The 26,914-nt window shown below is 63.8% G+C and carries 23 protein-coding genes and 1 tRNA gene; 18 read left to right on the top strand and 6 right to left on the bottom strand.

Annotated elements, in window-relative coordinates; all coding sequences use genetic code 11:
• Nucleotides 1-78: 78 nt before the first annotated feature.
• A complete protein-coding gene (locus tag HMPREF2562_RS00960) occupies nucleotides 79-1,290 on the bottom strand; it encodes an IS110 family RNA-guided transposase (RefSeq protein ID WP_070549423.1) in 1,212 nt (403 codons plus the stop codon).
• Between the two features lie 399 nt (nucleotides 1,291-1,689).
• On the opposite strand from HMPREF2562_RS00960, the gene HMPREF2562_RS00955 reads away from it, so the two are divergent.
• From HMPREF2562_RS00955 to HMPREF2562_RS00910, 10 genes are all read left to right on the top strand, one after another.
• Nucleotides 1,690-2,271 (top strand): ECF transporter S component, encoded by a 582-nt coding sequence (locus HMPREF2562_RS00955; RefSeq protein ID WP_224783742.1) that lies wholly within the window; start codon nucleotides 1,690-1,692, stop codon nucleotides 2,269-2,271.
• Between the two features lie 107 nt (nucleotides 2,272-2,378).
• Nucleotides 2,379-4,580 (top strand): ATP-binding cassette domain-containing protein, encoded by a 2,202-nt coding sequence (locus tag HMPREF2562_RS00950; RefSeq protein ID WP_224783743.1) that lies wholly within the window; start codon nucleotides 2,379-2,381, stop codon nucleotides 4,578-4,580.
• Nucleotides 4,581-4,753: 173 nt separating this feature from the next.
• Nucleotides 4,754-5,494, top strand: coding sequence for an AMP-binding protein (locus HMPREF2562_RS00945; protein ID WP_070438210.1), 741 nt, complete (start codon nucleotides 4,754-4,756; stop codon nucleotides 5,492-5,494).
• Nucleotides 5,491-5,709, top strand: coding sequence for a hypothetical protein (locus HMPREF2562_RS00940; protein WP_224783744.1), 219 nt, complete (start codon nucleotides 5,491-5,493; stop codon nucleotides 5,707-5,709). The genes HMPREF2562_RS00945 and HMPREF2562_RS00940 overlap by 4 nt, the downstream gene beginning before the upstream one ends.
• A complete protein-coding gene (locus HMPREF2562_RS00935; protein WP_070438215.1) occupies nucleotides 5,706-6,749 on the top strand; it encodes an ABC transporter ATP-binding protein in 1,044 nt (347 codons plus the stop codon). The genes HMPREF2562_RS00940 and HMPREF2562_RS00935 overlap by 4 nt, the downstream gene beginning before the upstream one ends.
• Nucleotides 6,746-7,498, top strand: a complete 753-nt coding sequence (locus HMPREF2562_RS00930; RefSeq protein WP_070438218.1) for an ABC transporter permease — start codon at nucleotides 6,746-6,748, stop codon at nucleotides 7,496-7,498. Before HMPREF2562_RS00935 ends, HMPREF2562_RS00930 begins: the two co-directional genes overlap by 4 nt.
• Nucleotides 7,495-8,232 (top strand): ABC transporter permease, encoded by a 738-nt coding sequence (locus tag HMPREF2562_RS00925; RefSeq protein ID WP_070438221.1) that lies wholly within the window; start codon nucleotides 7,495-7,497, stop codon nucleotides 8,230-8,232. The genes HMPREF2562_RS00930 and HMPREF2562_RS00925 overlap by 4 nt, the downstream gene beginning before the upstream one ends.
• A 107-nt stretch (nucleotides 8,233-8,339) precedes the next feature.
• Nucleotides 8,340-8,840, top strand: coding sequence for a class I SAM-dependent methyltransferase (locus tag HMPREF2562_RS00920; protein WP_070549420.1), 501 nt, complete (start codon nucleotides 8,340-8,342; stop codon nucleotides 8,838-8,840).
• A complete protein-coding gene (locus HMPREF2562_RS00915; protein WP_070549403.1) occupies nucleotides 8,837-10,615 on the top strand; it encodes an ABC transporter ATP-binding protein in 1,779 nt (592 codons plus the stop codon). Before HMPREF2562_RS00920 ends, HMPREF2562_RS00915 begins: the two co-directional genes overlap by 4 nt.
• Nucleotides 10,612-12,345, top strand: coding sequence for an ABC transporter ATP-binding protein (locus tag HMPREF2562_RS00910; protein WP_070549402.1), 1,734 nt, complete (start codon nucleotides 10,612-10,614; stop codon nucleotides 12,343-12,345). Before HMPREF2562_RS00915 ends, HMPREF2562_RS00910 begins: the two co-directional genes overlap by 4 nt.
• Before the next feature lie 178 nt (nucleotides 12,346-12,523).
• Here the strand turns inward: HMPREF2562_RS00910 and pth are convergent, their stop codons facing one another.
• The 5 genes from pth to HMPREF2562_RS00885 all read right to left on the bottom strand — a co-directional run bounded on the left by pth (nucleotide 12,524) and on the right by HMPREF2562_RS00885 (nucleotide 16,786).
• Entirely contained in the window at nucleotides 12,524-13,132 is a 609-nt protein-coding gene (gene pth, locus HMPREF2562_RS00905) for an aminoacyl-tRNA hydrolase (protein WP_049172234.1), read from the bottom strand.
• A 125-nt stretch (nucleotides 13,133-13,257) separates the two neighbouring features.
• Complete coding sequence (locus HMPREF2562_RS00900) at nucleotides 13,258-13,902, bottom strand: 50S ribosomal protein L25/general stress protein Ctc (protein WP_049172236.1); 645 nt, start codon at nucleotides 13,900-13,902, stop codon at nucleotides 13,258-13,260.
• Between the two features lie 250 nt (nucleotides 13,903-14,152).
• Nucleotides 14,153-15,130, bottom strand: coding sequence for a ribose-phosphate diphosphokinase (locus tag HMPREF2562_RS00895; protein ID WP_016423206.1), 978 nt, complete (start codon nucleotides 15,128-15,130; stop codon nucleotides 14,153-14,155).
• 7 nt (nucleotides 15,131-15,137) lie between these two features.
• The gene (gene glmU / locus HMPREF2562_RS00890) at nucleotides 15,138-16,628 is read right to left on the bottom strand and encodes a bifunctional UDP-N-acetylglucosamine diphosphorylase/glucosamine-1-phosphate N-acetyltransferase GlmU (protein ID WP_070429657.1); all 1,491 of its coding nucleotides are present in this window, start codon (nucleotides 16,626-16,628) and stop codon (nucleotides 15,138-15,140) included.
• Nucleotides 16,629-16,715: 87 nt separating this feature from the next.
• A tRNA-Gln gene (locus HMPREF2562_RS00885) sits at nucleotides 16,716-16,786 on the bottom strand.
• 99 nt (nucleotides 16,787-16,885) lie between these two features.
• Between HMPREF2562_RS00885 and HMPREF2562_RS00880 the strand changes: the two genes are divergently transcribed.
• The 8 genes from HMPREF2562_RS00880 to HMPREF2562_RS00845 all read left to right on the top strand — a co-directional run bounded on the left by HMPREF2562_RS00880 (nucleotide 16,886) and on the right by HMPREF2562_RS00845 (nucleotide 26,902).
• Nucleotides 16,886-17,578 (top strand): TetR/AcrR family transcriptional regulator, encoded by a 693-nt coding sequence (locus HMPREF2562_RS00880; RefSeq protein ID WP_141744756.1) that lies wholly within the window; start codon nucleotides 16,886-16,888, stop codon nucleotides 17,576-17,578.
• A gap of 44 nt (nucleotides 17,579-17,622) precedes the next feature.
• Nucleotides 17,623-21,249, top strand: coding sequence for a transcription-repair coupling factor (gene mfd, locus HMPREF2562_RS00875; RefSeq protein WP_070549400.1), 3,627 nt, complete (start codon nucleotides 17,623-17,625; stop codon nucleotides 21,247-21,249).
• Nucleotides 21,250-21,256: 7 nt separating this feature from the next.
• A complete protein-coding gene (locus HMPREF2562_RS00870) occupies nucleotides 21,257-22,297 on the top strand; it encodes a MazG nucleotide pyrophosphohydrolase domain-containing protein (protein ID WP_070549398.1) in 1,041 nt (346 codons plus the stop codon).
• Nucleotides 22,298-22,368: 71 nt separating this feature from the next.
• A complete protein-coding gene (locus tag HMPREF2562_RS00865; protein WP_070549396.1) occupies nucleotides 22,369-23,229 on the top strand; it encodes a lytic transglycosylase domain-containing protein in 861 nt (286 codons plus the stop codon).
• Nucleotides 23,230-23,314: 85 nt separating this feature from the next.
• Nucleotides 23,315-24,589: a phosphopyruvate hydratase gene (gene eno, locus HMPREF2562_RS00860; RefSeq protein WP_048733955.1), complete on the top strand. Its 1,275-nt coding sequence runs from the start codon at nucleotides 23,315-23,317 to the stop codon at nucleotides 24,587-24,589.
• A gap of 112 nt (nucleotides 24,590-24,701) precedes the next feature.
• The gene (locus tag HMPREF2562_RS00855; protein ID WP_048733957.1) at nucleotides 24,702-25,238 is read left to right on the top strand and encodes an FtsB family cell division protein; all 537 of its coding nucleotides are present in this window, start codon (nucleotides 24,702-24,704) and stop codon (nucleotides 25,236-25,238) included.
• A 137-nt stretch (nucleotides 25,239-25,375) separates the two neighbouring features.
• A complete protein-coding gene (locus HMPREF2562_RS00850; RefSeq protein ID WP_070549394.1) occupies nucleotides 25,376-25,912 on the top strand; it encodes a DUF501 domain-containing protein in 537 nt (178 codons plus the stop codon).
• On the top strand, nucleotides 25,913-26,902 hold the full coding sequence (locus HMPREF2562_RS00845) for a Ppx/GppA phosphatase family protein (RefSeq protein ID WP_049172251.1): 990 nt from the start codon (nucleotides 25,913-25,915) through the stop codon (nucleotides 26,900-26,902).
• Nucleotides 26,903-26,914 lie beyond the last annotated feature (12 nt).

Here is a 26,914-nt window from a genome sequence, read left to right as displayed (position 1 = left end):
ACGTACATCGTATGGGGGTGTAGCCGTGACTGATCGCCGGTCCGCATCGTGCGGGCCGGCGGTGATCAGCGCAGCGGCCTACGCAGCCGTGGCGATGTTTCTAGCAGGGATTTCTCGGAAGAACTCACGCCGAGTCAACAGGGCATAGATGACGTTGCAGCGGCTCCGGGCAAGCCGCATCACCGCGGCATTGTGCTTCTGTCCTTCAGTCCGTTTACGCAGGTAGTAGTCGCGCGATGCGGGATGGCAGTTCGACGCGATCCACGCCGATTGAAACATCGCGTTTTTCAACTGTTTATTGCCGGCCCTGGTGGGAAACTCGCCGCGGACCGACGTACCCGACTGCCGGGTGGTCGGCGCGATGCCGGCGTAAGCAGCCAAGTGCGCGGCATCGGCGAAGTCCTGGCAATCGCCGATGGGCAACACGATGTTAGAGGCGGTCTTGATTCCTACGCCGGGCATCGACATCAAGACCTGGGCAAGAGGGAACGATTCGAGCATCTCCTCGACTTGTCCGGCGATCGTGTCGCGCTGTGCTTGAAGCGCTTCGATGTTCGCCGCCAGCTGGGGAATGACCAATTCTGCTGCCGCCATGCCGGGTACCGTGACAGTTTGCTCGGCAAGGGCGGCGAAAATTGCGAGGGCAACAGGGTCCTTCTTGGCGCGGTTGCGCATCCACTTCAGGACCCGGCCCCGACCTGCGGCGGCCAGTTTTGTCGGACCTTCGTAGTGGATGAGCGAGTCCAGCACCAGCGTGCGCGAGAGAATCTCGCCTGCAAAGACGCGCTCGAGTGCGGGGTGAATCTGTGTGAGCACGCTGCGAAGGCGGTTTTTCGTTCGGGTGGCGTCTTTGGCGATGTCGTCGTGGAATCCGGCGAGCATCTTCAGCGCTACTAGTGTCTCGTCGTCGCGGTCGACTGCCCGCAGTGTGTGCGGCATGGTGCGGGCGGTGTCGGCGATGATGAATGCATCCCGGCGGTCGGTTTTTGATCGTCCAGGGTAGAGATCGGCTGCTTTTCGCATGGCTAGGTCGGGGAGGTCTCCGACCGTGCAACCGCAGTCGCGGGCCACTGCGATGGGCAGGGCGCCGATGGTGTTGGGTTGATCGACGACCATGAGAACGCTGCCGTGGGCCTGCATGGACGCGAAGATTTCGCGCTGTGCGGCTTCGTCTTGGGGCAGTGGTTTGTCGTAAATTCTCTCGCCGGTGGTGGTCAGCGCGCTGGCATGGTGGTCGGTTTTGCCGACGTCGAGGCCGATGATGATTTCGGGTGTTGTGGACGGTTCCATGGTGGTGTCCTTCTGTTGCGGCTGGTCGCCGGTGTCTTGGACATCCGTTGCAGGCACCCACGTTACGACGAGACCTCTGTTTGGTCCGTGTCCCTATTAGCTGTCAGCGGTTGTCCCCGGTGTCCGGTGGCAACACCCCCGGATTATGGAAATGTTCACGCAGATAAGCCATGCCGGGCACGGTGACCGCGCCCCGTGAGGGGGCACCATCGTGGTAACGGGGGAGGGGGTAATTTCAGTGAATTGAGCCTTGCGTAAGGCGATAAGCATTGCCTAACCTAATTCTGTTTCAGGTGGTGTTCCCGATCGGGAACCGGCAACGGAAGCGAGGCGGCGACGATGAACGGAAAACGTGGATCGACCGGAGAGCCCCTCTCCGGAGGGGGAGTCGGGGACGCGGTGGCGTCGCAGACAGATGACGGGCGGTTGGTGCACGTCGCACCGGTCGCAGCGGGTGGCCGACCATCCACCCGCGACATGCTCGTCGCCGCCGCGATCGGCGTTGCGGGGTCTCTCATCATCGTGCCCCTGACCTACCTGCAGGTGTTCGCTGGCATCGCCCACGTTTATCTCGTCGCGGCGACGCTCGGGTTGTGGTTCCTGCAGTGCGTTGTTCCCCTCATCGTCGTCCGCAAGCTTGGCGCGAGCCTCATCGCGTGCCTTGCCATGGGCGTCGTGTCCGCGGCGACCACCCCGTTCGGCGTCGCCGCAATCGGGGCGCTGATTATGGAAGGATTGCTCATCGAGCTTCCGTTCATGGTCACCCTGTACCGGCGGTGGACGCGTCCCCAGTTCGTGGCCTCGGCGATGTTGTTCTCCGCGCTGATGGGAACGATGGCCCCGCGCGCAGTCGGCGTCGACTCGCCGACCACGCCCATGACCCTGATCAGCTTCGCCGTAGCCTTGGCATCGAGCTTGGTGTTTTTGGTCCTGGGCTTTGCCGTCGCAAAGGGGCTTCGCAGCCGCGGGGTCACCCGGTGACCGGCGGAGCACCCGCGTGCGCCGGTGCGACACGCGGGACGGCCCCGGCCCGGTTACGGGTTAGTGGTGCAGGTGTGCGGCACGCCGATGGGCGATGGGCACCCGACATGGTGGATCTCTCCTTCGATTTCGGCACGATCAACGCCATCACGGGACCCGTGGGATGCGGAAAGACGAGCCTGGCCCACCTCATCGCTGGACTGATCCCCTCGCACATCCCCATCGACCATGCCGGATTCGTGCACATCATCGATGCCGACGGCACCGAACGCCCCGTGGACGGGGACCGGGTCACCTTCGTCGGGCAAGACCCGGCGACGCAGGTGCTCACGCTCCGAGTCGTCGATGACGTGGCCATGGCCCTCGAGTTTTCCCTCGTGGAAGCCGGTATCGTCGCCAAGCGATCAGCCGAGGCTCTATCGGAGGTCGGGCTGTCAGAGCTCGCGGAGAAGGATCCGTGGGCTTTGTCGGGCGGGCAACGCCAGCGGATGGCCATCGCCGGTGCGGTGGCCAGGGCGCCGGAGGTCATGATCTTCGACGAGCCCGCGGCCCACGTCGACGAGGACGGTCGCCGGTCGCTGTTCGCCGCCATCCGTGATTTGCGGGCCCCGGGGCGCGTTATCCTGCTCATCGAGCACGACCTCCGCCCGTTCGACGGGTGGGTCGACACGGTGACGGTCCTCGATGCGGACGGGAGCGTCGCCGCCCACGGAGCGCCGGATGGCATCGCGGTGAAGGGCATTGCGACGACGGCCGCGACCGCCGGAACGCCGGACGCCAGTACGCCGGGCACGGGGGCGCCGGACCGTCCCGATCCGGAATCGGAGGCGGATGCCGTTCCACTGCTGGCCTTGACCGGAACCCACGTGGCCCGAGGCGGGGAGAGGATCCTGAACGGGGCCGATCTGACACTGGAACGGGGCGAGATTCATGCCCTAGTCGGTGCCAACGGAGCCGGTAAGTCCACCTTGCTGGCGGTGCTGTCGGGCCAGATGACGGCGGGAGCGGACCTCCGGATTGACGGCGCGTCCGCCCGGCGCGTGCCCGACGCCTTCGCGTCGTTGGCGTTCCAGAACCCCGAGCACCAGTTCACCCGCGCGACCGTCGCCGCGGAAATCGACTCCGCGCTGGCCGGCACGGACCCGCACGGACCACTCGGCGCCGATGAGCTGCGGAAACTGCGGGAAGCCCTGTGCCCCCGGGCACTTGACCCCGTCTCGCCGTTCGTCCTGTCGGGCGGACAGAAAAGACGGTTGGGCATCTTCCTGGCGGTGGCGGCCAATCGCCGTTTGCTGCTTCTCGACGAGCCGTTGGCGCACCTGGATTCGCCGAGCTCGCGCATCGTACTGGATGCCCTAGCGGAATACGCCGGGGCCGGCGGAACCGTTGTGTTCACGTGCCACGACCGCCGTGCCGCGCGAACGTGGGCGGATCGGGCGAGCATCGTCGCCGAAGGGAAGGTCGCCTGGTCCGGTCCCGCAGCCGACGTGCCGGCTTCCCCGGAGTCGTCCCGGCGGGATCGTGCACTGCCCGCGGCCGGCGCACGGACGTCCTTGGACGAAAGCCCCTGGACCAGTGGATCCGCCGCTCGAAGGCGCGCGGGGTTGAACGCCATCACGATTGTCGCGGCGGTGATGCTCGTCCTCGTCGCCGGGCTGCTCTACGGCGGAGACGCCGTTCTCGCCCTGACGGTGGTCGCGTTCCTCGCACTCGCTGCGATCGCGGAACGCGACGTTCGGGCGACGGCGGGGAAGGTCCTTCTCGTCCTGTTAATCGGGGTGTTCTTCGGCCTGCTCGGGTGGCGCTCCGAGTTCTACGGAGGTGGGGATGCGGCGGAGGCCGTCCGCCACGGCATCCATCACGGACTGCTGCTGACGGCCGTGTTCGCGGGGACGGTCCTGGTCTCCGCGTGCATGCGCGTCGAGGAGCTTTTCGACGCCATGGTGCAACGCCTCCGGGTGCCCTACACATGGTGCACCATAGCGATTTCCGGGGTGAGCATCGCGGCGTTCCTGCGCAGCGAAATCCCCCATCTGACATGGGCGATTAGATTGCGCTCAATGCGACCGGGGCAGTCTTTCCGCTCCGGCTTCATCCGCGCGACGACGCCCGCGCGCATCGCCTTTCCCCTGTTCGTCAGCGCCGTGCGCTGCGCCGAAAAGCTGTCCCTGACCCTGGCGATGCGCAACTTCGGCCGCCATCCGCGGCGCACCTTCCGCACCGATTACCCCTGGCGAGTGCGTGACGGGTTCGTGGCCGCAGCGTCCGCCGCGGCCTTCGTCGCCGCCCTGGTGTCCGCAGTGACTTGACGGGCACCCGGAACCGGCGGGTCCCGGGCCCGCGAGCGTTTCCGAGCTTGTGCGGAGACGCGCCCCACCCAGTTTCGTCACCCTTTCAACCCTTCAGACACATCCGCCGGGTCACGCCATGCGGCCCGGTCCGCCCGGCACCGGCATGGCGCCGACAACCGAAAGAGGTACCAATGAACACGATCCGGACCATCAGCGACGTGCTTCGGGACAAGGCCGATGAGACGAAAAAGGGGATCACCTTCGTCGAGAATCGGCGGGACGTCTTCGTCCCGTATGGCCGGGTCCATGCGGAGGCGGTGGCGGGCCCGGTTGACGTCGACAGGGTGCGGACGCTCTCGGACATGATGCCCGGGGCCCCGATCCTGGTCGACGAACGCAGTCACACGCTGCTCACCGGCGCAAACGGTGCCGTGGTCGTGGGCGAGGACCGGCTGCTCGACGTGTCCATCGTCAATGACGCTGCCGCGGAACCGGGTGCGGCGATGCCGGGTGATGCTGAATCGGACTTCTCTCAGGCGGGGGACGTGGATTCCGGGGATGGCTCCGGGGCGGTCCCCGCGTTCCCGGTGCGAGGTGGGACGGCCGGCGAAGCCCTTATCCAGTTTTCGTCCGGCTCCACGGGATCGCCAAAGGGCGTCATCGTAACCAACGAGTCCGTGCTGAACGGTCTGCGCGCGACGATCCCACGCCACGCACACCGGTACGAGAACAAGATGCTCACGTGGCTACCTTTGACCCACAACCTTTCGCTGATCGGCTTCCACGTCTACGCCCTTTTTTGTGGTTACGACCAGGTGTTGCTGCCGGTTTCCGAGGTGGTCGCCGATCCCCCGAGGTGGTTCGAGGCCGTGACCAGGCACCGGCCGAAACGACCGTCGTCCGGGCGACCGGCCCGGGTTCCTACAAAATGACCGCGGCGATTGCTGCCGCCACCGTTGTGGCGGTCGCGGGGAAGCCGGTCGCGCCGGGGTGCCGGGATCTCGTCGGCCACCCCCGGCTCCTCGAACCGGTCCTCGCCTTCGCCCGCGATGCGGGCATCCATATCGAGGTGCCGCATGACAACCCGACCACGGGGCCGCTGCCGACAGCGGCCCACTGCGATACCAAAGGAAAGGGGAAACGATGACGGATCAAGCTGAACGAGGTGCGGCGATTGTCGTCCGCGACCTCACGAAGAGCTACCCGATTGCGGGCAAAGCGGGCACCCCGCCCGAAGGCGGGGCAGGTGCCCCGCCGGCCGGCGGCCGCAAGGGAAAGCGCGGTGCCCGGATGCGCAAGCATGTGCTCGACGGCGTGAGTTTCACCGTGCCCACCGGGGCGATCGTGTCGTTCCTCGGCCACAACGGTGCAGGCAAGACCACCCTCATCCGAATCCTGTCGACGCTCATCACCGCCGACTCCGGCGAGGTGAGCATCTTCTCGCGCGATGTGAAAGAGGACCCGGCGGGCGTGCGCGCTGACATTGCCACCACCGGCCAATTCGCGGCGATCGACGAGAACCTCACCGGCCGGGAGAACCTGGAGTTCTTCGGGCGGCTGCGCGGACTCGACCGCGCCGCCGCGGCCGCCCGCGCGACGGAACTGCTCGCGCAATTCTCGCTCGCGGACAGTGCCTCGACGCTGGCGTCGGCCTATTCGGGTGGCATGCGGCGCCGCCTCGACATCGCCGCGTCGCTGTGCGTCGTGCCCAGGCTGCTGTTCCTCGACGAACCCACGACGGGGCTGGACCCGGTCAGCCGCGAAGAGCTGTGGGGCTTCATCCGGCAACTGCGGGACGACGGAATGACCCTGGTGCTGACCACCCAGTACCTGGAAGAGGCGGAGGCGCTGGCAGACCACGTCCATCTGCTCAAGGATCGCCGCATCGTCGCCAGCGGAACGCCGGAGGAATTGCGCCGCGACTTCGGGTCGCACGTGCTCCGCGTGTCCTTTGCCACCGCCGCCGAGGCGGAGGCGTTCGCCCGCTGCCTCGGGGGAACGTGCCTGGACGGCGCCCGCGTCGCGGGGAAGTCGGTGTCCCTCGACGTCGACCCCGGACCGCGGGTCCTCGAGGCGGTGGCGCAGGCGATGGAGGCCTCGGAAGCGTCGCCGGATTCGCTGAGCGTGTCGCCGCCCACCCTCAACGAGGTGTTCATATCGATGAACGCAGGGGGTGCGGCGCGATGAGTGCGACGTCGGTCGCGGCGTTTCTCCGTCGGGATCTGCTGCTGTTGCGACGCAACACCGCGTCGCTGATCTCCATGTTCGTAGTTCCGCCGCTCTTCCTGCTGTGCCTGTACGCGGTGTTTGGGTACTCGGCGGGGCAATCCGGCTTCGGGTACCTGCGTTTCGTGCTCGGCGGCTGCCTGTTCCAGGCGGCGATGTTCACCGCCGCGGCGTCGGCGATGGCGGTGGGACAGGACGTCGAGTCCGGGCTCGTTGACCGCGTGCGCGTGTTGCCCGGGGCCACAGGCGGCTATGTCGCCGGCAGGCTCGCCACCGATGTGCTGCGGATGTCCGCGTCGATCGCGGCGCTGCTGGTCGTCGCGTGGTCCTGCGGCCTCGACATGGCTATCGGTGACGTCGCGTGGACTGTCCTGTGGTCGCTGCTCGCCGCGGCGGTCCTGTCCCTGGTCACGGACGGGGTGATCCTGATGGTGCCCGCCCCGGTGTCGACGGCCTCATCGATCCAGGCGCTGGAAATGCTGCTGCTCATGTTCTCCACCGCGTTCATTCCGGCGACCGCTTTGGACGGCTCCCTTCGCGACGTCGTGCGCCACATGCCTTTTTCGCCGGTGATCGAGGTGATTAGGGCGGCGTCCCCGGACGCCTTCCCGGATCGCGCCGGGGAAGAGGCCGCCCTGTGGCTCGGTGTCGCGGCGGTCGCCGGAATCGTCCTGTTCATCCGCCGGTTCACCTCGAGGAGCGAATCATGATCGGCCCCATCTTCGTGCATCTGCGGCGCATTGCCCACATTTGGCTGCGGCGCCCCGACTTCTGGTTCATGACGTTCATTGCTCCGCTCGTGTACCTGTTCATCGTCAACCGCATGTTCGGTGGCCTGGTCAGGCAGCTCACCGGAGAGTTCGAACTCCCGAACGCGGTCATCCTGGTCGTGACGGCGTGGGCATTCATCCTGGCCATCACGGGATCGTCCACCGTGTTCGTTGAACGCAGCAATGGCCTCCACGAGCGGTTGATCACCATGCCGGCGCCGTACGCGGCCGTGCCGGCCGCACGGATCATCGCCGAGTTTATCCGGATCATGGCGATGACGGCCGTCGTCGTGGCGGTGGCCGCCTTGCTTTCCGACAGCCCCCCTGAGGCGTCCTGGTGGTGGAGGATCGCGATGACCGGCGCGATGGTTGCCGCGGCGGCCGCATGCACCGGCACGTACATCGCGTTCTCCATCACCAGCCCCCAGGGCTCCGTGGCCCTCATCCCGTTAATCATCGTTGCGATGTTCGTCAACACGGTGCTCATGCCCGCCGACCACTTCCGTCCTCTCCTGCGCGGAATCGCCGGGCACACCCCCGTATCCGCGGCCGGCGAGGCCGTCAACGGCACCGGGGCTGCGGGTCTGGTGGTCTGCGCGGCCTGGTTCTTAGGCATCGCCGTGCTCGCGGCGTGGGGCATCGCCGTGAAAACGAGGCCGGGGGAGTCTGCATGACGGGCACGTCCACGGGGGCATCGCCGCCGATGACGGCCCGCGAACCCGAGCACCTAACCCGAAACCGCCGCGTGGACGCGGCCCACACACCCCGGAGACAGAACCAGATGAAGTCGATTGCCCAGATCGTCCAGAACAACCGCAGACTCCTCGCGGCCTACCAGGACAAGGTCCAGCCGAGGTTCCTCAGCCGCTATGCGCGTGAACCGATGGACGCCGCCGCCGTCGAAGGGCTCGGGGCCCGGACGGAATTCCACGTCGCCGACGTCCTCGCGCCGCTCGCGGGAGAGCCCGGCGGGACCGATGAAATCTGGGTGTGCGGCGCGCTCCACCAAATGAAGGATGCGGGTGCTGTGCTCGGCAGGGTCGCCGGGCTGCTCGCCGACGGCGGCATCGCTTACGTGCAGACGTTCGCCGAGGATCCCGACGTGAACGAGCGGGTCGACATGGCCGTCATGGCGAAGATGGGCCACCGGGTGTTCCGGGGCAGCGAGCTCGAGGACCTCGCCGAAGCCAACGGGCTGAAGCTGGGCGGAGCCTCACGCGCCGGCATGGTGTACTTCTGCACTCTCACGAAGAAAAGCACGATCGGGGAGGCGGGCAAGTGAGCGCCGTGGACGGGACCGTAAGCCCGTGGTCGCTGCTCGCCCCGATCCGGACCCGGATGCGTGCGGTGGTCGCGTTATCCGTCCTGTCGTCGGTGGCTACCGTCGCTTCGCTGGTCGGCATCATCGACATCGCGATGACGTACCCGGAGGCCCCGGAGCATCGGACGTGGTTGGCCGTGGCTGTCATCGTCGTCGCCGCAACGGTGCGCATGGCCGCGGACGGCGCCGCCGGTATGCTCTCGCACCGGGCGGATAACGACCTGCAGCTCCACCTTCGGCGCCGGCTGGTCGCCCAAATCCGGAAGTTGCCGCTGGGCTGGCTGGACGCCCGGCGCTCGTCGGGAATCATCGGGTCGGTTGAGAAGGACGTCGCGGCTATCCACCAGCTCATGGGCCACACCGTCGGTGAGACCGTGGTGGCGGTGCTGGTTCCCATGCTTTCCCTCATCGCGCTCGTTGCGGTGGATTGGCGGATTGCGGCGGTGGCGGTCGTCCCGGTGCTGGTCACCTTCGCCCTGATGGGCGTGATGATTTCGCGCGGAGCCGGTCTTCAGCGCGACTACGAGCGAGCCTCCGAAGGAGTGACGGCCGCGGTCATCGAGTTGGTGCGAGGTATCTCAGTGATGAAGTCCTTCGGACGCGCCAACCAGGGCGCGGGTCGCTACGATGCCGCGGCGCTGTCGTTCGTCCGTGCGTGGTCTGCCTGGTCCCGGCAGTCGAACATCTATCTCGGGGTCATCGACGTGGTGACGTCCCCGATCACAGTCCTCGCAGTGGTGTGCGGGGCCGGCCTCGCTCTGAGGGACGCCGCGGGCGGCCTACCGGAGGGGCTCGTCGCCGGGCTGGTTCTCGGCCTTGGACTCTCCGCGGCGATCGTGCGGGTGGCCATGAACTCCGAACCCATCATCGCGGGGATCGCTGCCCTGAAGTCCATCGCGGAGGTGCTGGGCACGCCGCCGATCGTCGAGCCCGCCGATCCGGTGCCCGCGCGCGGAGGCGCGCTCGAGGCCCGGAACCTGGTCTTCTCCTACGGCGATGGGCCGCGGGTCCTCGACGGGATGTCCGCGACGTTCGAACCGGGGACCCTCACTGCGCTGGTGGGGTCCTCCGGTTCCGGAAAGTCCACCGTCGCCCGGCTGTTGGCGCGTTTCTACGACCCCGTTGAAGGCTCGGTGCTGCTGGGCGGCGCCGATCTTCGCGACATCGCCGTGCGTGACGTGCACCGCTCGGTGTCGGTGGTGTTCCAAGATCCGCAGTTGCTCACGCTGCCGTTGCGGGAGAACATCCGGCTGGCCAGGAGAGACGCCACCGACGGCGAAATCATGGCGGCCGCGAAGCTCGCGAACCTCGATGCGGTCATCGCGGCGCTGCCGAAGGGCCTGGATTCGGTGGTCAACGTCGACGTGACCTTTTCCGGTGGTGAGGCGCAGCGCGTGGCCATCGCGAGGTCGATCGTCACGGACGCGCCGGTGCTCATCTTCGACGAGGCAACCGCTTACGCGGATCCGGCTTCCGAGGCCCTCATCCAGTCCGCAATCGAGCGTTTGGCCCGTTCACGGACGGTGATTGTGATCGCGCACAGGTTGAGCACGATCCGCAACGCCGACCGCATCCTCGTTCTCGACGGGGGAGCGGTCGCGGAGGCGGGTACCCACGACGAGTTGCTTGCGCGCGGTGGCCGCTACCGGGATTTGTGGCGCGCGTTCGCGCTCGACGACGAACCATCCGCCCCGCGGGGCACTGAATTAGACGATGAAAAGGCGGGGAACCGATGATTCGGGACTTGTGGTCGATGACGGATCGGCGCTCGAGAATGACGCTGGCGTGGCTCATTGCGTTGGCCGCGCTTGCCGCGCTGGCTCACGGAGCGGCGTTCGTCGCGCTGCTGCCGCTGCTGTCGGCTCTGGCCGAGGGAGATGATGCGACGGCGTGGCGTTTCACCGGCGTCATCGCCGGCCTCGCGGCCGCCCATGCGGTGCTGTCTCTCGCCGCGGGGACGGTCGGCAGGGCGAATTCCGCAGCGGTGCTGTCGTCCCTGCTGCGTTCCCTGGGCGAACGCGTGCTGACGTTGCCACTCGGGTACGTCACCAAGTCCACGGCCGGCCGCTTTTCGGAGATGGCATCGTCGGGTATCGCGTTCGCGGCGTCCGTGCCGCACGTGATCCTGCGGCCTGTCATCGCCGCGGCGGTTGCGCCGACCGTCATCGCCTTCGGAATTCTGGCGGTGGATTGGCGCGTCGGTTTGGTTCTCGTCGCGTCGGCGCCGGTGATCTTCTTCGCCTACCGGGCCATTGGTCGGGTCGGCGGGGAGTCGGACGAAGCGCATGCTGACGCCGTCGCTGCCGTCTCCGGCAGGCTGATCGAGTTCACCCGCTGCCAGCAGGCGATTCGCGCCGCGGGCGACGGTTCGGCGGCGGACGCGATGGTGGATGAGGCAATCCGGGCCCAACACGATGCGTTCGCGAAGGCGACGTCGACGCAGGGGGCGGCCATCGGACGACTGGGTTCGGTCGTCCATGCGGTGTTCACGGCGGCGGTGATAGTCGCCGTGGCAGTCGCCGCGACGGGCGGGATGGCGCCGGCGCATTTGGCGCCGATGCTCATCGTGGTCGTCCAGTTCACCGGACCGATCACCACGGCGGGAGCGTTGTCCGGCGGTTTCGGTGCGGGCCGCAACACGTTGGCTGCGTTGCGTGACCTGCGGGCAATCCCCGCCCTTCCCGAACCTGCCGCACCGGAGCTGCCCGACGGGCATGACGTGGAGTTCCGCGACGTGAGCTTCGGGTACGGGGATAAGAAGGTTCTCGACGGCGTCAGCTTCCGTGCACCTCAGGGAGCGCTGGTTGCCGTAGTGGGACCGTCGGGGGCGGGCAAGACGACGGTCATGCGGCTGCTGTCGCGTTTTCATGATCCGGACTCGGGGGAGGTCCTCATCGGCGGGGTACCCTTGCCTCGGATTGGCACCGACGGCGTGAACTCGCTGGTGACCCCGGTGTTCCAGGAGACGTTCCTTTTCGACGCGTCCGTGCGGGACAACGTGGTCTTCGCCGATCCCGGATTCGGTTCCGAGCCCGGTGACGGGGATCGCTTGCGCGAGGCCGCCCGGCGTTCCGGGGTGGACCGCATCGTGGAGCTGCTGCCTTCCGGGTGGGATACCCCGGTGGGGGAGGAGGGGACGCTGCTGTCGGGAGGCGAGCGGCAGCGCCTCGCCATCGCCCGGGCGCTTCTGAAGGATTCCCCGGTGGTGCTTCTCGACGAGCCGACGTCCTCGCTGGATGCGGCCACTGAGCGGGCGATCGTCGGCACGATGGAGGCGTTGCGCGGCGATCGCACCGTGATTGTCGTCGCCCATCGCCTGCACACCGTTCGCGATGCCGACCTCATCGTCGTGCTTTCGGAGGACGGGACGGTCGCAGAACGGGGCACGCACGATGAATTGCTGGCGAAGGGCGGCCGCTACGCCGAGTCGTGGGCGTGCCGGACGGGGAGCTCCTCGGGCGCCTGATCCTCATCACCTGGTCGATGCCCTCACGGGCGCCCTGCCGCAGCTTCCCGAATCCCACCGCCAGGCGCTCGGTGGACAGAGCGAAAACGCCGACGAAAACGCCGAGCAGCACGAACACCGACGAGCTGTAAAGACTGAAGCTCCCGGGAACGTGAAAATAGCCCCCTTCCCGCTACTGCTACCGCCCGTGAATCTGGTTCTGCGCAATCTCCAGCCCGTGGCTGGCGATTAGCTCCACCGCCTCCGCAGCAGTGGGCAGAGTGAAAGCGAGCTCCTCGCGTTCCTTAGCATTGAAATTACGCAGCACGTAGTCCGCCGGATCTTGGCGGCCCGGAGGACGGCCAATGCCAATACGCACCCGCATGTAGTCCTTCGTGCCCAACGACTTCGTGGTCGAGCGCAGGCCATTGTGGCCATTCTCGCCCCCGCCGCGCTTGAGGCGCACCACGCCCGGGTCCAGGTCCAGCTCATCGTGGACTACCACGACGTCGGTAGGTGCGACGTTGAAGAACTTTGTCAGCGCCGCGACCGGTCCACCCGACAGGTTCATGTACGTCCGGGGCTTAGCCAGAATCACCTGCCGCTCGCCACCGTCGGAAGTCTTGAACCGAGTCTGGACTATCTCAGCATTCGACTTCTTGTGCACGCTAAACGACGACGGCATCGGAGAAGTGCGGCTGGCTAGTTCATCTAGCACCAGATGCCCGACGTTATGGCGGGTGAGTTCATATTTGGGCCCAGGGTTGCCGAGCCCCACGACAAGCAAAGGTGTGGTGGAGGCGTTCATGAGTTCAATCTTGGCACACAGCGCGCGGACTTCTGACTTCGGGGAGTTTCAGAAAAAAGAAAGGGACGGACAAAAGTCCGTCCCTTTCTTACGCAGCTGTGTTAGCTAAGCATGCGAGAGGTTAACTACTCAGCAGCCTCTTCCTCAGCTGGCTCATCCGGGGTCTCAGCCTCGCCCATGCCCTCGATATCGGCATCGACGTCACCAGCCGGCTCTTCCTCCGGCTCGACAATGTTGAAGATGAGCAGGTCAGCGTCGTCGGTGAGGACCAGGCCCTCCGGCAGGGTAACGTCGCCGGCGTGAACCATGGTGCCGACCTCTGCGCCCTCGACGGAGACCTCGATCTCTTCCGGAATAGCCAGAACCGGTGCGTTGACCAGAATGGTCTCGGCATCCTGCATGAGCAGGGCGCCCGGAGCGAGCTCGCCAGTCGGAACGACCGGAACCTCAACCTCAACCTTCTCGTCACGGTGAATGGCGAGCAGGTCAGCGTGGTCGATGTCGAGGGTCAGCGGGTTCTGGTCAACAGCCTTAACCATGGACAGCTGGGACTCGCCCTCGATGTTGACGTCCAGAACAGCATTGACACCGTGGTTACGGATGACAGCGTGGAAATCCAGAGTGTCAACGAGGATGTGCTTCGGGGCATCCAGGTCAGCGCCGTAGATGACAACCGGGATGTCGCCAGCAACGCGGGCACGGCGAGCGGCACCCTTGCCGAACTCGGTGCGGTTACGGGCATCAATCTTGATGATGTTGGGCTTTGCCATGAAAATGGACTCCTAAACGATTCGATATTGAGTCGTCGAGTCGAGCACGTGCCGCATCCATGCCACCGTGGGCGCAAAAGTTGGGCTGCGAGCGTCGCGTCGATAACGGCAACCACCTACTGTGGCCGCCCTCGCCGAGACTTACCGGAGAAATTGTAGTGGACTAACAGGTCAAACAGCAAACCCCGCCACCACCAGCAAAACTAGGTTGCTGGTCGCGGCGGGGTGCCCGTCGGCAAGCGGAAAGAACTTATGCCTGACCCTCGAAGAGGGTGGTGACGGAACCGTTTTCGAAGATCTCGTGGATCGTCTTAGCCAGCAGTGGTGCGATTGGCAGGACGGTCAGGTTGTCCCAGCCCTCGGTGGACTGCGGCAAGGTATCGGTGGTGATGACCTCGCGGGCACCGCACTTCGACAGGCGCTCGCGAGCTGGGTCGGAGAAGACGCCGTGCGTGGTAGCGATGATGACATCCTCAGCGCCAGCCTCACGCAGCACCTTGACAGCGCCGGCGATGGTGCCGCCGGTGTCAATCATGTCGTCGATGAGCAGACAGGTCTTACCGGAGACCTCGCCGACCACGCGGTTGGCGACAACCTGGTTTGCGACATCGACGGAACGGGTCTTGTGAATGAAGGCCAGCGGGGCGTCGCCCAGGGTGTTGGCCCACTTCTCGGAAACCTTCACACGGCCGGCGTCAGGGGAGACCACGACCAGGTTGTCCAGGGAGTAGTTCTTCTTGATGTACTCCGACAGAATCGGCATGGCGTGCATGTGATCGACCGGGCCATCGAAGAAGCCCTGAATCTGGTCGGTGTGGAGGTCCACGGAGACGATGCGGTCAGCGCCTGCGGTCTTGAGCAGGTCAGCGACCAGGCGAGCGGAAATCGGCTCACGGCCACGGTGCTTCTTGTCCTGGCGGGCGTATGGGAAGAACGGCAGGATAGCGGTGATGCGCTTGGCCGAACCGCGCTTGAGCGCGTCAATCATAATCAGCTGCTCGATGAGCCACTTGTTCAGCGGTGCCGGGTGCGCCTGCAGTACGAAGGCATCGGAACCGCGGACGGATTCCTCGTAGCGCACGAAGATTTCGCCGTTGGCAAAATCACGAGCGGTCATCGGAGTCAGCTCTGTGCCGAGCTCCTTGGCAACTGCCTCGCCCAATTCCGGGTGTGCCCTTCCGGAGAAGAGCATGAGGTTCTTTTGGTTATCGATCCACTGGCCGGTCATCTGCCGTCTAGCCTTCCTGGTCTTCCTTGTTGTTGTCAGCGTTGTCAGCTACCTGAGCCGCCTTCGATGCCTCAGCAGCAGCGGTACCTGGACGCTTCCGCTCGACCCATCCCTCGATGTTGCGCTGACGGCCACCACTGACCGCCAATGCTCCCGGAGGAACGTCGTCCTTAATAACAGTACCTGCACCTGAGTACGCACCATCACCCACGGTCACCGGAGCGATGAACATGGTGTCGGAGCCGGTGCGAACATGCGAGCCGATAATGGTGCGGTGCTTGTTGACACCGTCGTAGTTCACGAACACGCTGGAGGCACCAATGTTGGAGTGCTCGCCAATCTCCGCATCGCCGACGTAGGTCAGGTGCGGAACCTTCGAACCGTTTCCGATCTGCGCGTTCTTCGCTTCTACGAAGCCGCCGAGCTTCGCGCCGACACCGAGTTTGGTGTTCGGGCGAATGTAGGTGAACGGTCCGACCGTCGCATCCTCGCCGATCTCCGAATCGGAACCGTGTGTACGTACGACGCTGGCGCGCTTGCCGACGACCATGTTGGTCAGTGTCGTGTCCGGTCCCACGGTGGCCTCGTCGCCAATCACGGTCTTGCCGTGCAGCTGCGTGCCCGGCAGAATCGTGACGTCGCGGCCGATTTCCACCTCAACGTCAATCCACGTGGTGTCCGGATCGACGATAGTGGCGCCCCCGCGCATAGCTGCCTCGCAGGTGCGACGGTTGAGCTCGCGGCCAAGGGTAGCCAGCTGGACGCGGTCATTGACACCGGCGACGACGGTGGCATCGGCGAGGCGGTGGCCTCGCACTGAGCGGTCGGCCTCACGGGCGATGCCGATGACATCGGTGAGGTAGAGCTCGCCCTGGGCATTGTTGGTGTCCAGCTGCTTGAGAGCGTTTGCCAGGGTCTCGGCATCAAATGCGTAGACACCGGAGTTGACCTCGGTGATCTCGCGTTCCTCGTCGGAGGCATCCTTTTCCTCCACGATGCGCAGAACTTCGCCGTCGGCGTTGCGAACGATGCGGCCGTAGCCGTGCGGGTTGTCAGCAGTGGAGGTCAGCACAGTCACGGCAGCGCGTGGCTTGCGGTTGTGTTCTTCGAGCAGCGCCTGGAGCGCTTCGGAATCCAGCAGCGGAACATCGGAAGTGGTCACCAGGATGGTGCCATCGAAGTTCTGCAGCTCGGGGTGCTCCAGCGCGCACTGAACAGCGTGGCCGGTACCGTTTTGCTCGTCCTGGTGGGCAATGACGACACCGTTGGAGTGCTCGGTGTCCGAGGCCCAAGTCCCGATGGCGTCGATTACCTTTTCGCGCTGGTGGCCAACGACAACAGCAATCTCATCCGGATTAATGCCCTTGGCGGCATAGAGCGCGTGCTCCAACATGGTACGACCGCCGATAGCGTGCAGCATTTTCGGCGTATCGGATTTCATTCGGGTGCCTTGACCCGCGGCGAGAATGACCACAGCGGTGGCCGAACCGTTCGACATGAAACTTGCTACTCCTCGGTCAGGGTGCATCACGGTCACGGCGGGGCGAAAAGTCACTTCTTAATTAAGGGGCCGGCCCCCCGCTTGCTCTCCCACCAGGACTCGAACCTAGAATGCCGGTACCAAAAACCGGAGTGTTGCCATTACACCATGGGAGAATGGGGCAAACGCGAAAAATTGCATGGCTGATTCGACTCAGCCAACTCGCTTGCGCCTGCGATATACGATAGCAAGACTTTAGCCACTAATCTAAAAGCATGGCCTCCAATTCTCCGAGACGACGTATGACCGGTCCACAGCGCAAAGCTCAGCTGACAGAAGTCAGCCGTGGAATCTTTGCCGCCAAGGGGCTTGATGCCGCCTCAATGGAGGAGATCGCTGCCGCAGCTGGGGTATCTAAGCCGGTTGTCTACGAGCATTTCGGTACCAAAGAGCGGCTCTACCAGGCAGTCGTCGACCAGGAGATGAAGACCCTGGAGGCCACGATTAGGGAAGCGTTGTCCCTGGGACGCTCGCGTTACCGCATCGAACAGGCGGTGTTGGCACTGCTGACTTATGTGGAGGAAAACCCGGAGGGATTCTCCATTATTTCTCGCGACCCCGGCGTGGCGGGTGGCTATGAGACGCTGCTGAATAATGCCACTGAGTCGGTTACGCCTATCCTCGCCGAGGCTTTCAAACGCGCCGGCTTCGACCCGGCCATGTCGGTGCTCTACGGAAACTGCATGGTCGGTATGGTTTCGCAGACCGCTCGCTGGTGGATGGAGAAGCGCAGTCCGGATAAGGAGACAGTGGCGGCGCACATCGTAAACCTGTGTTGGAACGGGCTGGCCGGCATGGAGGGTTCTCCGACTCTGCATGGCTCCGCTGATGTGCCAGCGGCCGCTGAGGGCGCGAAGTTCGGCGCAGGTGCCGCAGCGGACCCGATGCAGGTGGCGGAGAACGGCTAACCAGCACGCAGGGTGGATCCGGGGTGCATGGTTATATTGGGGCTATGCCAACTTCTGCGTCTTCCTCGGCGAAAGCCACACCCAGCATTCTGCCGAACCCGCTGTCGGGGCTGGAAAGCCTCGTTGTCACGGATCCTCAATTTGTCGGCGTGCTCGGGCGCATCGGCGAAGACGAGCTGGCGCTCACGGGTGCGGACGCGGTGCGTTCGCACCTTATTTACGCCATGTCTACGAAGGTGCCGGTGCTGGTCATCACGGCTACCGGCCGTGAGGCGGAGGACCTGACTGCCGAGGTCAAGTCTATGATCGGCGACCGTGTAGCTATGTTCCCCTCGTGGGAGACGCTCCCGCATGAGAAGCTTTCGCCAGCGGTGGATACCGTGGCGCAGCGTCGTAAGGCGCTTTACGACGTTCGCCGGGGCAAAGTCGACGTTCTGATTGCGGCGGTGCGCTCGTTGGTGCAGCCGATTGTGGACGACCTCGAGGCTGAAGCCAGCGCCCCCATTCACGTCCAACTGGACCGGGACTGCGAGAACCTGGTTGAGCGGCTGGTGCATCACGGCTATTCGCATGTGGACATGGTCGGCAGGCGTGGCCAGTTTGCCGTGCGTGGCGGCATCGTCGATGTTTTCCCTGCGACCGAAGAGCTGCCGGTACGTATCGAGCTCTGGGGTGACGAGGTCACCGACCTGCGCGCCTTTTCCGTCGCTGACCAGCGCACGATCTCTGAGGTAGAGGTCGACCAGCTGGATATCTTCCCGTGTCGTGCACTGCTTATCGACGACGATGTGAAGGCCGCCGCGGAGAAACTCGCCACCACGCGCTCGGGTCAGGTCCAAGAAATGCTCACCCGCATCGGCGATGGCCAGTGGGTGGAGGGCATGGAATCGCTGATCCCACTGATTAGTCAGCATCCGATGAAGATGCTCACCGAGGTCATGCCGGAGAAAACGCATGTGCTCATGTGCGGGCCGGAGCGCATTCGCTCCCGCGCACAAGACTTGATCAGTGCAGGCGAGGAGTTTATGGCCGCAGCGTGGGAAACTGCTGCGATGGGTGGCTCGGCGCCAATCGCCACGGATGGGCTGGAGCCCAGCGCGTACCGCAGCTTGGCCTCTATCCCGATGCCCACTTCGTGGCATATTTCCCCGCCCGGCATGTTGGAGGCGGGAGTCACCGAAGATGATGTGCTGCCACTGACCTTCGAGCCTGGGCCCGCGCCACGCGGCGACTTAAAGGAAATTGGTCACCTGATGAAGCAGCTGCGCGATGCCACGGTCGCGGGGGAGCGAGTGGCGTACGTGGCGGCGACGCCCGCGGGGGCGCGTCGGCAAGCGGAAAAGTTTAGGGAAGCCGGAATTGCGACGCGCATGGCGGCGGGCCCGGAGTATCCCGAGTCCGGAAGAATTACGGTCTACCAGGGTGTTTTGCACGGTGGCCTGGTGTTCCCGCGAATCCCCGGTGGCGCGCTGACTCTGATTACCGAGCAGGACATCACAGGTAACCGCATCGCGGAAGGTGCGCTTGGTGGGCGCCGCAAGCCGGCGAAGCGCCGTGGTCGCGTGGATCCGCTGGCGCTGAAGGCCGGTGACTATGTCGTACACGACACGCATGGCATCGGTCGGTTTGTGAAGCTCACTGAGCGCACCATCGGTACGGGCGAGGATCAGGCGCGCCGCGAGTACGTGGTGCTCGAGTACGCACCGAGCAAGCGCGGAGGCCCCTCTGACCAGCTCTACGTGCCGATGGAGAGCCTGGATTTGCTGTCGCGCTATGTCGGCGGTGAAAAGCCCGCGCTGTCGAAGATGGGCGGCTCGGACTGGAAGTCCACCAAGCGCAAGGCCCGTGGCGCTGTCCGCGAGATTGCGGAAGAGCTGGTCAAGCTCTACGCCGAGCGCCAAGCCGCGCCGGGCCACGCGTTCGCGCCGGATACGCCATGGCAGCAGGAGATGGAGGATAACTTCCCCTTCACCGAGACTGAGGACCAGCTTCAGGCCATCGACGAAATCAAGTCCGACATGGAAAAGCCGGTGCCGATGGATCGCGTGCTCATCGGCGATGTCGGCTACGGCAAGACCGAGGTGGCACTGCGTGCTGCTTTCAAAGCGGTTCAAGATGGCCGTCAGGTGGCAGTGTTGGTGCCGACCACGCTTCTGGCGCAGCAGCATTTGACCACTTTCACTCAACGTATGGAGGGCTTCCCGGTCACCATCCGTGGACTGTCCCGCTTCACCTCGCCGAAGGACTCCAAGGAGGTCCTCGAAGGGTTGAAGAACGGGACGGTCGACATTGTTATCGGCACGCATCGTCTCCTTCAGACCGGCGTGCAGTGGAAAGAACTCGGCCTGGTCATCGTTGACGAGGAGCAGCGTTTCGGTGTCGAGCACAAGGAACACATCAAGGCGCTACGGCACCACGTCGACGTGCTCACCATGTCCGCAACGCCAATTCCGCGCACGCTCGAAATGTCGATTGCCGGCATCCGCGAGATGAGCCAGATTCTCACCCCGCCGCAGGACCGCCACCCGGTGCTGACATACGTCGGTGCGCAGTCCGACAAGCAGGTCGCCGCTGCTATCAGGCGAGAGCTGCTTCGCGACGGCCAGGTGTTCTACCTGCATAATAAGGTGGAAACCATTGACAAGGTCGCCCAGAATATCCGCAATTTGGTGCCCGAGGCCCGCGTGGTAGTGGCCCACGGTCAGATGGGGGAGGAGCAGCTGGAGCGCACGGTCGATGGCTTCTGGCAGCGCGAGTACGACGTGCTGGTGTGTACCACCATCGTGGAGACCGGCCTGGATATTGCCAACGCCAATACGTTGATTGTGGAAAACGCCCACCATATGGGTCTTTCCCAGCTGCACCAGCTGCGTGGTCGTGTGGGCCGTTCCCGCGAGCGCGCCTATGCCTACTTCCTCTACCCGGAAAATCAGACGCTGACGGAGACTTCCTACGACCGTCTGTCCACGATCGCGCAGAACAATGACTTGGGTGCCGGCATGGCTGTGGCCATGAAGGACCTGGAAATGCGTGGCGCCGGAAATATCCTCGGTGCGGAGCAGTCCGGTCACATTGCCGGTGTCGGCTTCGATATGTACGTCCGACTGGTTGGCGAGGCCGTGGCCGCGCTGAAGGCAGTGGCCGATGGTGAAACTCCGGATGCTTCCGATAACGAACCGAAGGAAGTTCGGATCGATTTGCCGGTCGATGCGAATATTCCGGCCGAATATGTGTCGTCGGAACGCCTGCGTCTAGAGGCGTACCGCAAATTTGCTGCCGCCAGTGCGCTGGACGATATCGACGTAGTGCTCGAAGAGCTCGTTGACCGTTACGGAACCCCACCCATTGAGGTGGAGAGACTGGCGGTTATTTCACGACTTCGAATTATTTGCCGGGAATTCGGCGTGCATGAAGTTCAAGCCATGGGTGCGCACATTAGAATAACCCCTATGGAGCTTGCTGACTCCAAGCAGGTGCGTCTCAAGCGCCTGTATCCACAGGCGACCTATCGTGCGGCAACGCGCACGGTTTCCGTCGGAATGCCGAAGGAAGGGCGAGGGTTGCGGGCAAAACCTGTCCGCGATATTGCATTGGTGCAGTGGGTAGCAGACTTCTTGACATCGATGGCGGGAATTCCACGTATGGATATCTCGCACATGGGAAAGGACTAGAAACCGTATGACTATCATCAAGCTCGATAGCCGCTTTCCAACTGCGATTCCGCTGGAAGCCGCTAGCCTGCTGACCGGTGAAGTCAGCTACACCGAAGAAGTCCCGATCCGTGTGCGTTGGGCAATTGCCGACGCCGGTGGGCACTCGGTGTCCCAGGCGGAGATTCTGGTCACCACCGATATGGGAAACGACGAGGTACTCGATCGCCTCGATGCGGGCGAGAAGGTCTACTCGGTCGAGCTGGATGATGCGCCGGACCCAGCAGCTCCGGCAGCTCGGGTTGTGGCGGCTCCCCAGCAGGACTCGGTGCAAGAACCTGAGCCAGAACCGGTTGCAGAGCCAGGGGCAGAGCCTGTTGCAGAACCGCTGACTCCGCAGGAACAGCTTGCCGCAGCTCGTCTGCCCCACGTCGTCGAGGCCGTGGACATCATGGCGGCAGCACGGCGCACGGGGCAGTGGGAAGCTCGCCAGACGCACAAGAGCCTGCTGCCGTATCTCATTGAAGAGACTTACGAGTTTGTCGACGCAGTCAACGAGGGCGGTGACATTCGTAGCGAGCTGTCAGATCTGCTGCTGCAGATCCTCTTCCACGCTGAAATCGCGGAGGGCTTCGACTTCGACGATGTGGCGACCGACTTTATTTTGAAGATGCGCGCTCGTCAGCCGTACCTCTTCGACGGCACTGTGGCCGAGGGAGAGATGGTGTCGGAGGAAGAACAGGAGCGACTGTGGGCTTACGGCCGCGGACGTCCGCGCTCGAACCCGGCCACACAGCTGCCAGCTCTGACTTTGGCTGAGGAAGCCATCCGCCGCGCACGTGCGCAGGGACTGTCCGATGCAGACATTCCAGTGGAGATTCTGGTCCCGACCCCGGGGCTGGAGACTGAGTCCGGTGCTGAAGAGCGGACCCGACAGGCTTCACGCGCATTCCTGGCTGAGCTGGCTCAGATGGAGAATCAGCAGGCCGGCAGTGTTGAGCAGTGGGCAGCGGGCAGCGAAGATAACGAAGAGGCTGAGGACCTCGGCCCGTCGGAAAGCGACAGCTAGTTTCCAGTAAAAGTGATTTCTGTCCTCGAGTTTGAGTGATTTTTACGGTTTAACCCGTAGAGTAATTCCCCATGCCTTCTAATTCTCCCTTTGATGAATACGCGCACCCCGCACCCCGCGGGGCGAAGTCGCGTGGCCGCAGTAAGGGGAAAAAGAAGTCCTCGCGAGGATGTGGCTGCCTCGGTCTAACCTCCCTGGCGGTGCTGATTATCATTGGCACGGTTGGGGCGTTGGCGATGTTCACTGGACCCGTTATCCCGTCGTTGACCAAGAAGCCGATTCCGGAAAATGTGCCGCCTGCTGCGGCTGAGCCACCGCCGATGATTGATGTCAACGCGCCCGGGCGCACCTCGGAGCAGCTCCGACAGTGGGCGCAGCAGATTTCCCCGAAGACTGGTATTTCTGAGGACGCTCTCCGCGCCTACGGCAACGCATATGTGATTGCGACCGAACAGTTCCCGAACTGCCACCTGGAGTGGAACACGCTTGCGGGACTGGGCAAGGTGGAGACTAATCACGGCACGTACTCGGGCAATTGGCTCAAGCCGGCGCATATCGGTGCCGATGGGGTAGTGCGCCCGACGATTATCGGTCCGCCGCTGGACGGCACGAGTGGGTTTGCTGAGGTTCTTGATACTGACAACGGCGAACTCGACGGTGACACAGAGTACGACCGCGCTGTGGGGCCGATGCAGTTTATTCCCGAGACCTGGCATCGCTTTGCGATGGATGCTTCTGGTGATGGTGTCGCCGACCCCAACAACATCGACGACGCAACTGCGACCACGGCACGGATGCTCTGCAGTGGGGAACGCGACCTCGCCACCCCGGAAGGGTGGGCATCTGCAATTCGCTCGTATAACCAGTCTGAGCAGTATCTTCGCGATGTTCGGGACGCTGCGGCGAACTATGCGCTGAATCAGCCCGCATAGGGTGAAAAGGATTTAAGGCGAAGGTTGGCAAACCGTGCCACAATTGGAGTCATGTGCCGGAACGGTTCCGGCGGAAAGGTGACCTATGGCTGCAATCATCGAGTTGAACGCACGCGAAATTCTGGACTCCCGTGGTAACCCGACCGTTGAGGTTGAGGTGCTGTTGGAAGACGGCGCTGTGGGCCGCGCTGCGGTTCCGTCCGGTGCCTCCACCGGTGTTCATGAGGCACACGAGCTCCGCGATGGCGGAGACCGTTACCTGGGCAAGGGTGTCGAGAAGGCTGTCCGCGCTGTGCTCGAGGAGATTGAGGACGCAATTATTGGCCTCGAGGCTGAGGACCAGCGTCTGGTTGACAAGACCATGATTGAGCTGGACGGCACCGACAACAAGTCCCGCCTGGGTGCTAACGCAATCCTGGGTGTTTCCATGGCTGTTGCCAAGGCTGCTGCTGAGTCCGCTGGCCTGGATCTGTTCCGCTACGTCGGCGGCCCGAACGGTCACGTTCTGCCGGTTCCGATGATGAACATCCTCAACGGTGGCGCACACGCTGACTCCGGCGTTGACGTCCAGGAGTTCATGATTGCACCGATCGGTGCCCCGACCTTCAAGGAAGCACTGCGCGTCGGTGCTGAGGTCTACCACGCACTCAAGAAGGTCATTAAGGACAAGGGCCTGTCCACTGGCCTCGGTGATGAGGGCGGCTTCGCTCCGTCGGTTGACTCCACCAAGGCTGCTCTTGACCTGATTGTTGAGGCAATTGAGGCTGCAGGCTACAAACTGGGCGACGATGTCGCTCTGGCTCTCGACGTTGCTTCTTCCGAGTTCTTCAAGGACGGCAAGTACCACTTCGAGGGCGGCGAGCACACCGCTGAGGAGATGGCAGCTGTCTACGCTGACCTGGTTGAGAACTACGCCATCGTCTCCATCGAGGATCCGCTGCAGGAGGATGACTGGGAGGGCTACACCACCCTGACTGCTCAGCTTGGTGACAAGGTCCAGATCGTCGGCGACGACTTCTTCGTCACCAACCCGAAGCGTCTGGCAGAGGGCATTGAGAAGAAGGCCGCTAACGCTCTGCTGGTCAAGGTCAACCAGATCGGTACCCTGTCCGAGACCTTCGAAGCCGTCGCAATGGCTCACAACGCCGGCTACAAGTCCATGATGTCCCACCGCTCCGGTGAGACTGAGGACACCACCATCGCTGACCTGGCCGTCGGCCTGAACTGTGGCCAGATCAAGACCGGTGCTCCGGCTCGCTCCGAGCGCGTTGCTAAGTACAACCAGCTGCTGCGCATCGAGGAGTACCTGGGTGACGCTGCTGTCTACGCTGGTCGCAGCGCATTCCCGCGTTTTAAGTAAAGAGCTGAGGCGCTGCGAAAGCTGCGTCTAGCACTGCCCGTCCGCACCACGCACGTGGTGGTGGGCGGGTTTTTGTTATTTCATCGGCTGGCGGTCGGGTAGAGTGTGGGACATGAGTGCATCGGACCGATCTCGCCGCGGAACACAGTCGCGCCCTGCAGGGGCGGGGCAGCGTTCGGCAGCGGCAATCGCATCGGGAATGCGCTCGCTGAGCACGGCACAGAAGATCGGTATTGGTCTGCTGGTGCTTTTCTTAGTATCTGTTCTCGCAATTCCGCTGCGGACTTTTGCACAACAGCAGGCGGATGTAGCCGCAACGCAGGACAATATTGCTCGCATGGAACAGCGAATTAAGCAGTTAGAGGATGAAAAGGAGCTTTACTCCAACCCTGCCTATGTTAAGGAGCAGGCACGTCTGCGCCTGGGGCTGGTAGAGCCGGGGGAGACCCCATTCCGTATCCTCGATCCGGCCGTGGGCGAACAGCCTGTGACGCAGCCGGAGGAAATTCCGCAGCACCAGGCCAAGAAGTGGTACGAGACTCTGTGGGATTCCATTTCCATCCCGCCCGAACCCGAAGAGACTCGCCCTAATCCGGGGCGCGATCAGGCAACGAGGCCAGAGAGCTTGCCGACGGTACCGGAGTCCTAAACCTCCATACGGCTACCTGAGCCTCTCGGTGAGGTTGCATGCGCGGCGGAGTGTGCCGTCGTAAAGCGAAACAACGCGCTTGTAAGGCGACTGTGAGATTATGTGTCAGTAAAACGGAAGCAAAAGGAGTGTGACCGATGTCTGTGGATACCGCAGATTTGGAAGTGATAGCGGAGCAGCTCGGACGTGAACCGCGCGGTGTAGTGGACATCTCTTACCGCAGCCCCGACGGCACTCCTGGTGTGGTCAAGACGAAGCCGCGCTTGGACGATGGCACTCCGTTTCCCACGCTCTTTTACCTAACTGATCCGCGACTCACCGCCGAGGCCTCCCGGTTGGAGACGACCGGCGTGATGAAAGAAATGACCGCGCGTCTGGAAAGCGACGAAGACCTCGCCGCCGATTACCAGCGCGCGCACGAGGCGTTTCTGGCAGAGCGCAATGAGATGGAAGACCTAGGCACGGACTTCTCCGGTGGCGGAATGCCGACGCGCGTGAAGTGCCTCCACGTTCTTATTGCCTACGCGCTGGCCAAGGGGCCGAATCACTTCCGACTGGGTACTGAGTCGGTGGCGCTGGCGGCGGAGAACGAGAAGCTGCGCGGCACCGCGATTCCCGCAGATTGGCCCACGATTGCCGAGCTCGGTATTGCGTATCCGGGGGTGGAGGGATAAATGACGACCCTCGCTGCCGTCGACTGCGGCACTAATTCGCTTCGCCTGCTTATCAGCCGGGTCGAGGTTGTCGATGGAGTTCTCGAAATCACAGAACTGCACCGACTGATGGAAATCGTCCGCCTTGGCCAGGGCGTGGATGCCACTGGCATGCTGGCTCCAGAGGCGCTGGAGCGCGTGCGGGAGGCTCTGACGAAGTATGCGGAGCTTATGCAGGTCGAAAAAGTGCAAGCAGTCCGAATGGTGGCGACATCGGCGACACGCGACGCAAGCAACCGCGACGATTTCTTCGCCATGACCCGCGAGATTCTCGCTCCGTGGGGTGCAGAGGCCGAGGTTATTTCCGGCGACGAGGAAGCCGCGCTGTCCTTCCGCGGGGCGGTAGATGACTTGGAGCCCGAGCTCGGTCCGTATTGCGTCATTGACGTCGGCGGTGGCTCCACCGAGGTTATTGTCGGTGACCACGATGGTACGGTAGCCGGTTCTGATTCCGTGGCTATGGGCAGTGTGCGCTTGACCGAACGGTTCCTGCAGGCCTCGCCACCGACGGCGGAACAGGTCCAGGAGGCGCGTTCGTATGTTGCGGAGCTGGCCGACGAGATTGTTGCGAAGGTGCCTGTCGACAAGGCTCGCACCATCGTCGGCTGCGCCGGGACCTTCACCACGCTGTCGGCGCTGGCACAGGGGCTAGAAACCTACGACCCGGAGGCAATCCACCTGTCGCAGCTGCGCTTTGCGGCGTTGCGTGCGCTGACCGCGTCCGTGATTGAGACCGACGCGGAGTCCCTCGCTGCCAATCCCGTGATGCATCCGAAGCGCGCGGATGTCTTCGCCGGCGGTTCCATCATTGTGGACGGTCTGATGGACATGTTTGAGGCGCTGCCGCTTTCCGAGGCAGCGAAGGAAGAGCAGCGCTTTTTCTACATCAGCGAGAAGGATATCCTCGACGGAATTGTGGCGAGTTTGGTAGACACCCATATCGCCCATTAATCTTTCTTAGGG

This window comes from Corynebacterium sp. HMSC077G07 (genome assembly GCF_001809225.1).
GTDB lineage: Bacteria > Actinomycetota > Actinomycetes > Mycobacteriales > Mycobacteriaceae > Corynebacterium > Corynebacterium jeikeium_D.
Note: the sequence above shows the minus strand (reverse complement) of the source record. Positions and strands in the feature narration are given on the sequence as shown.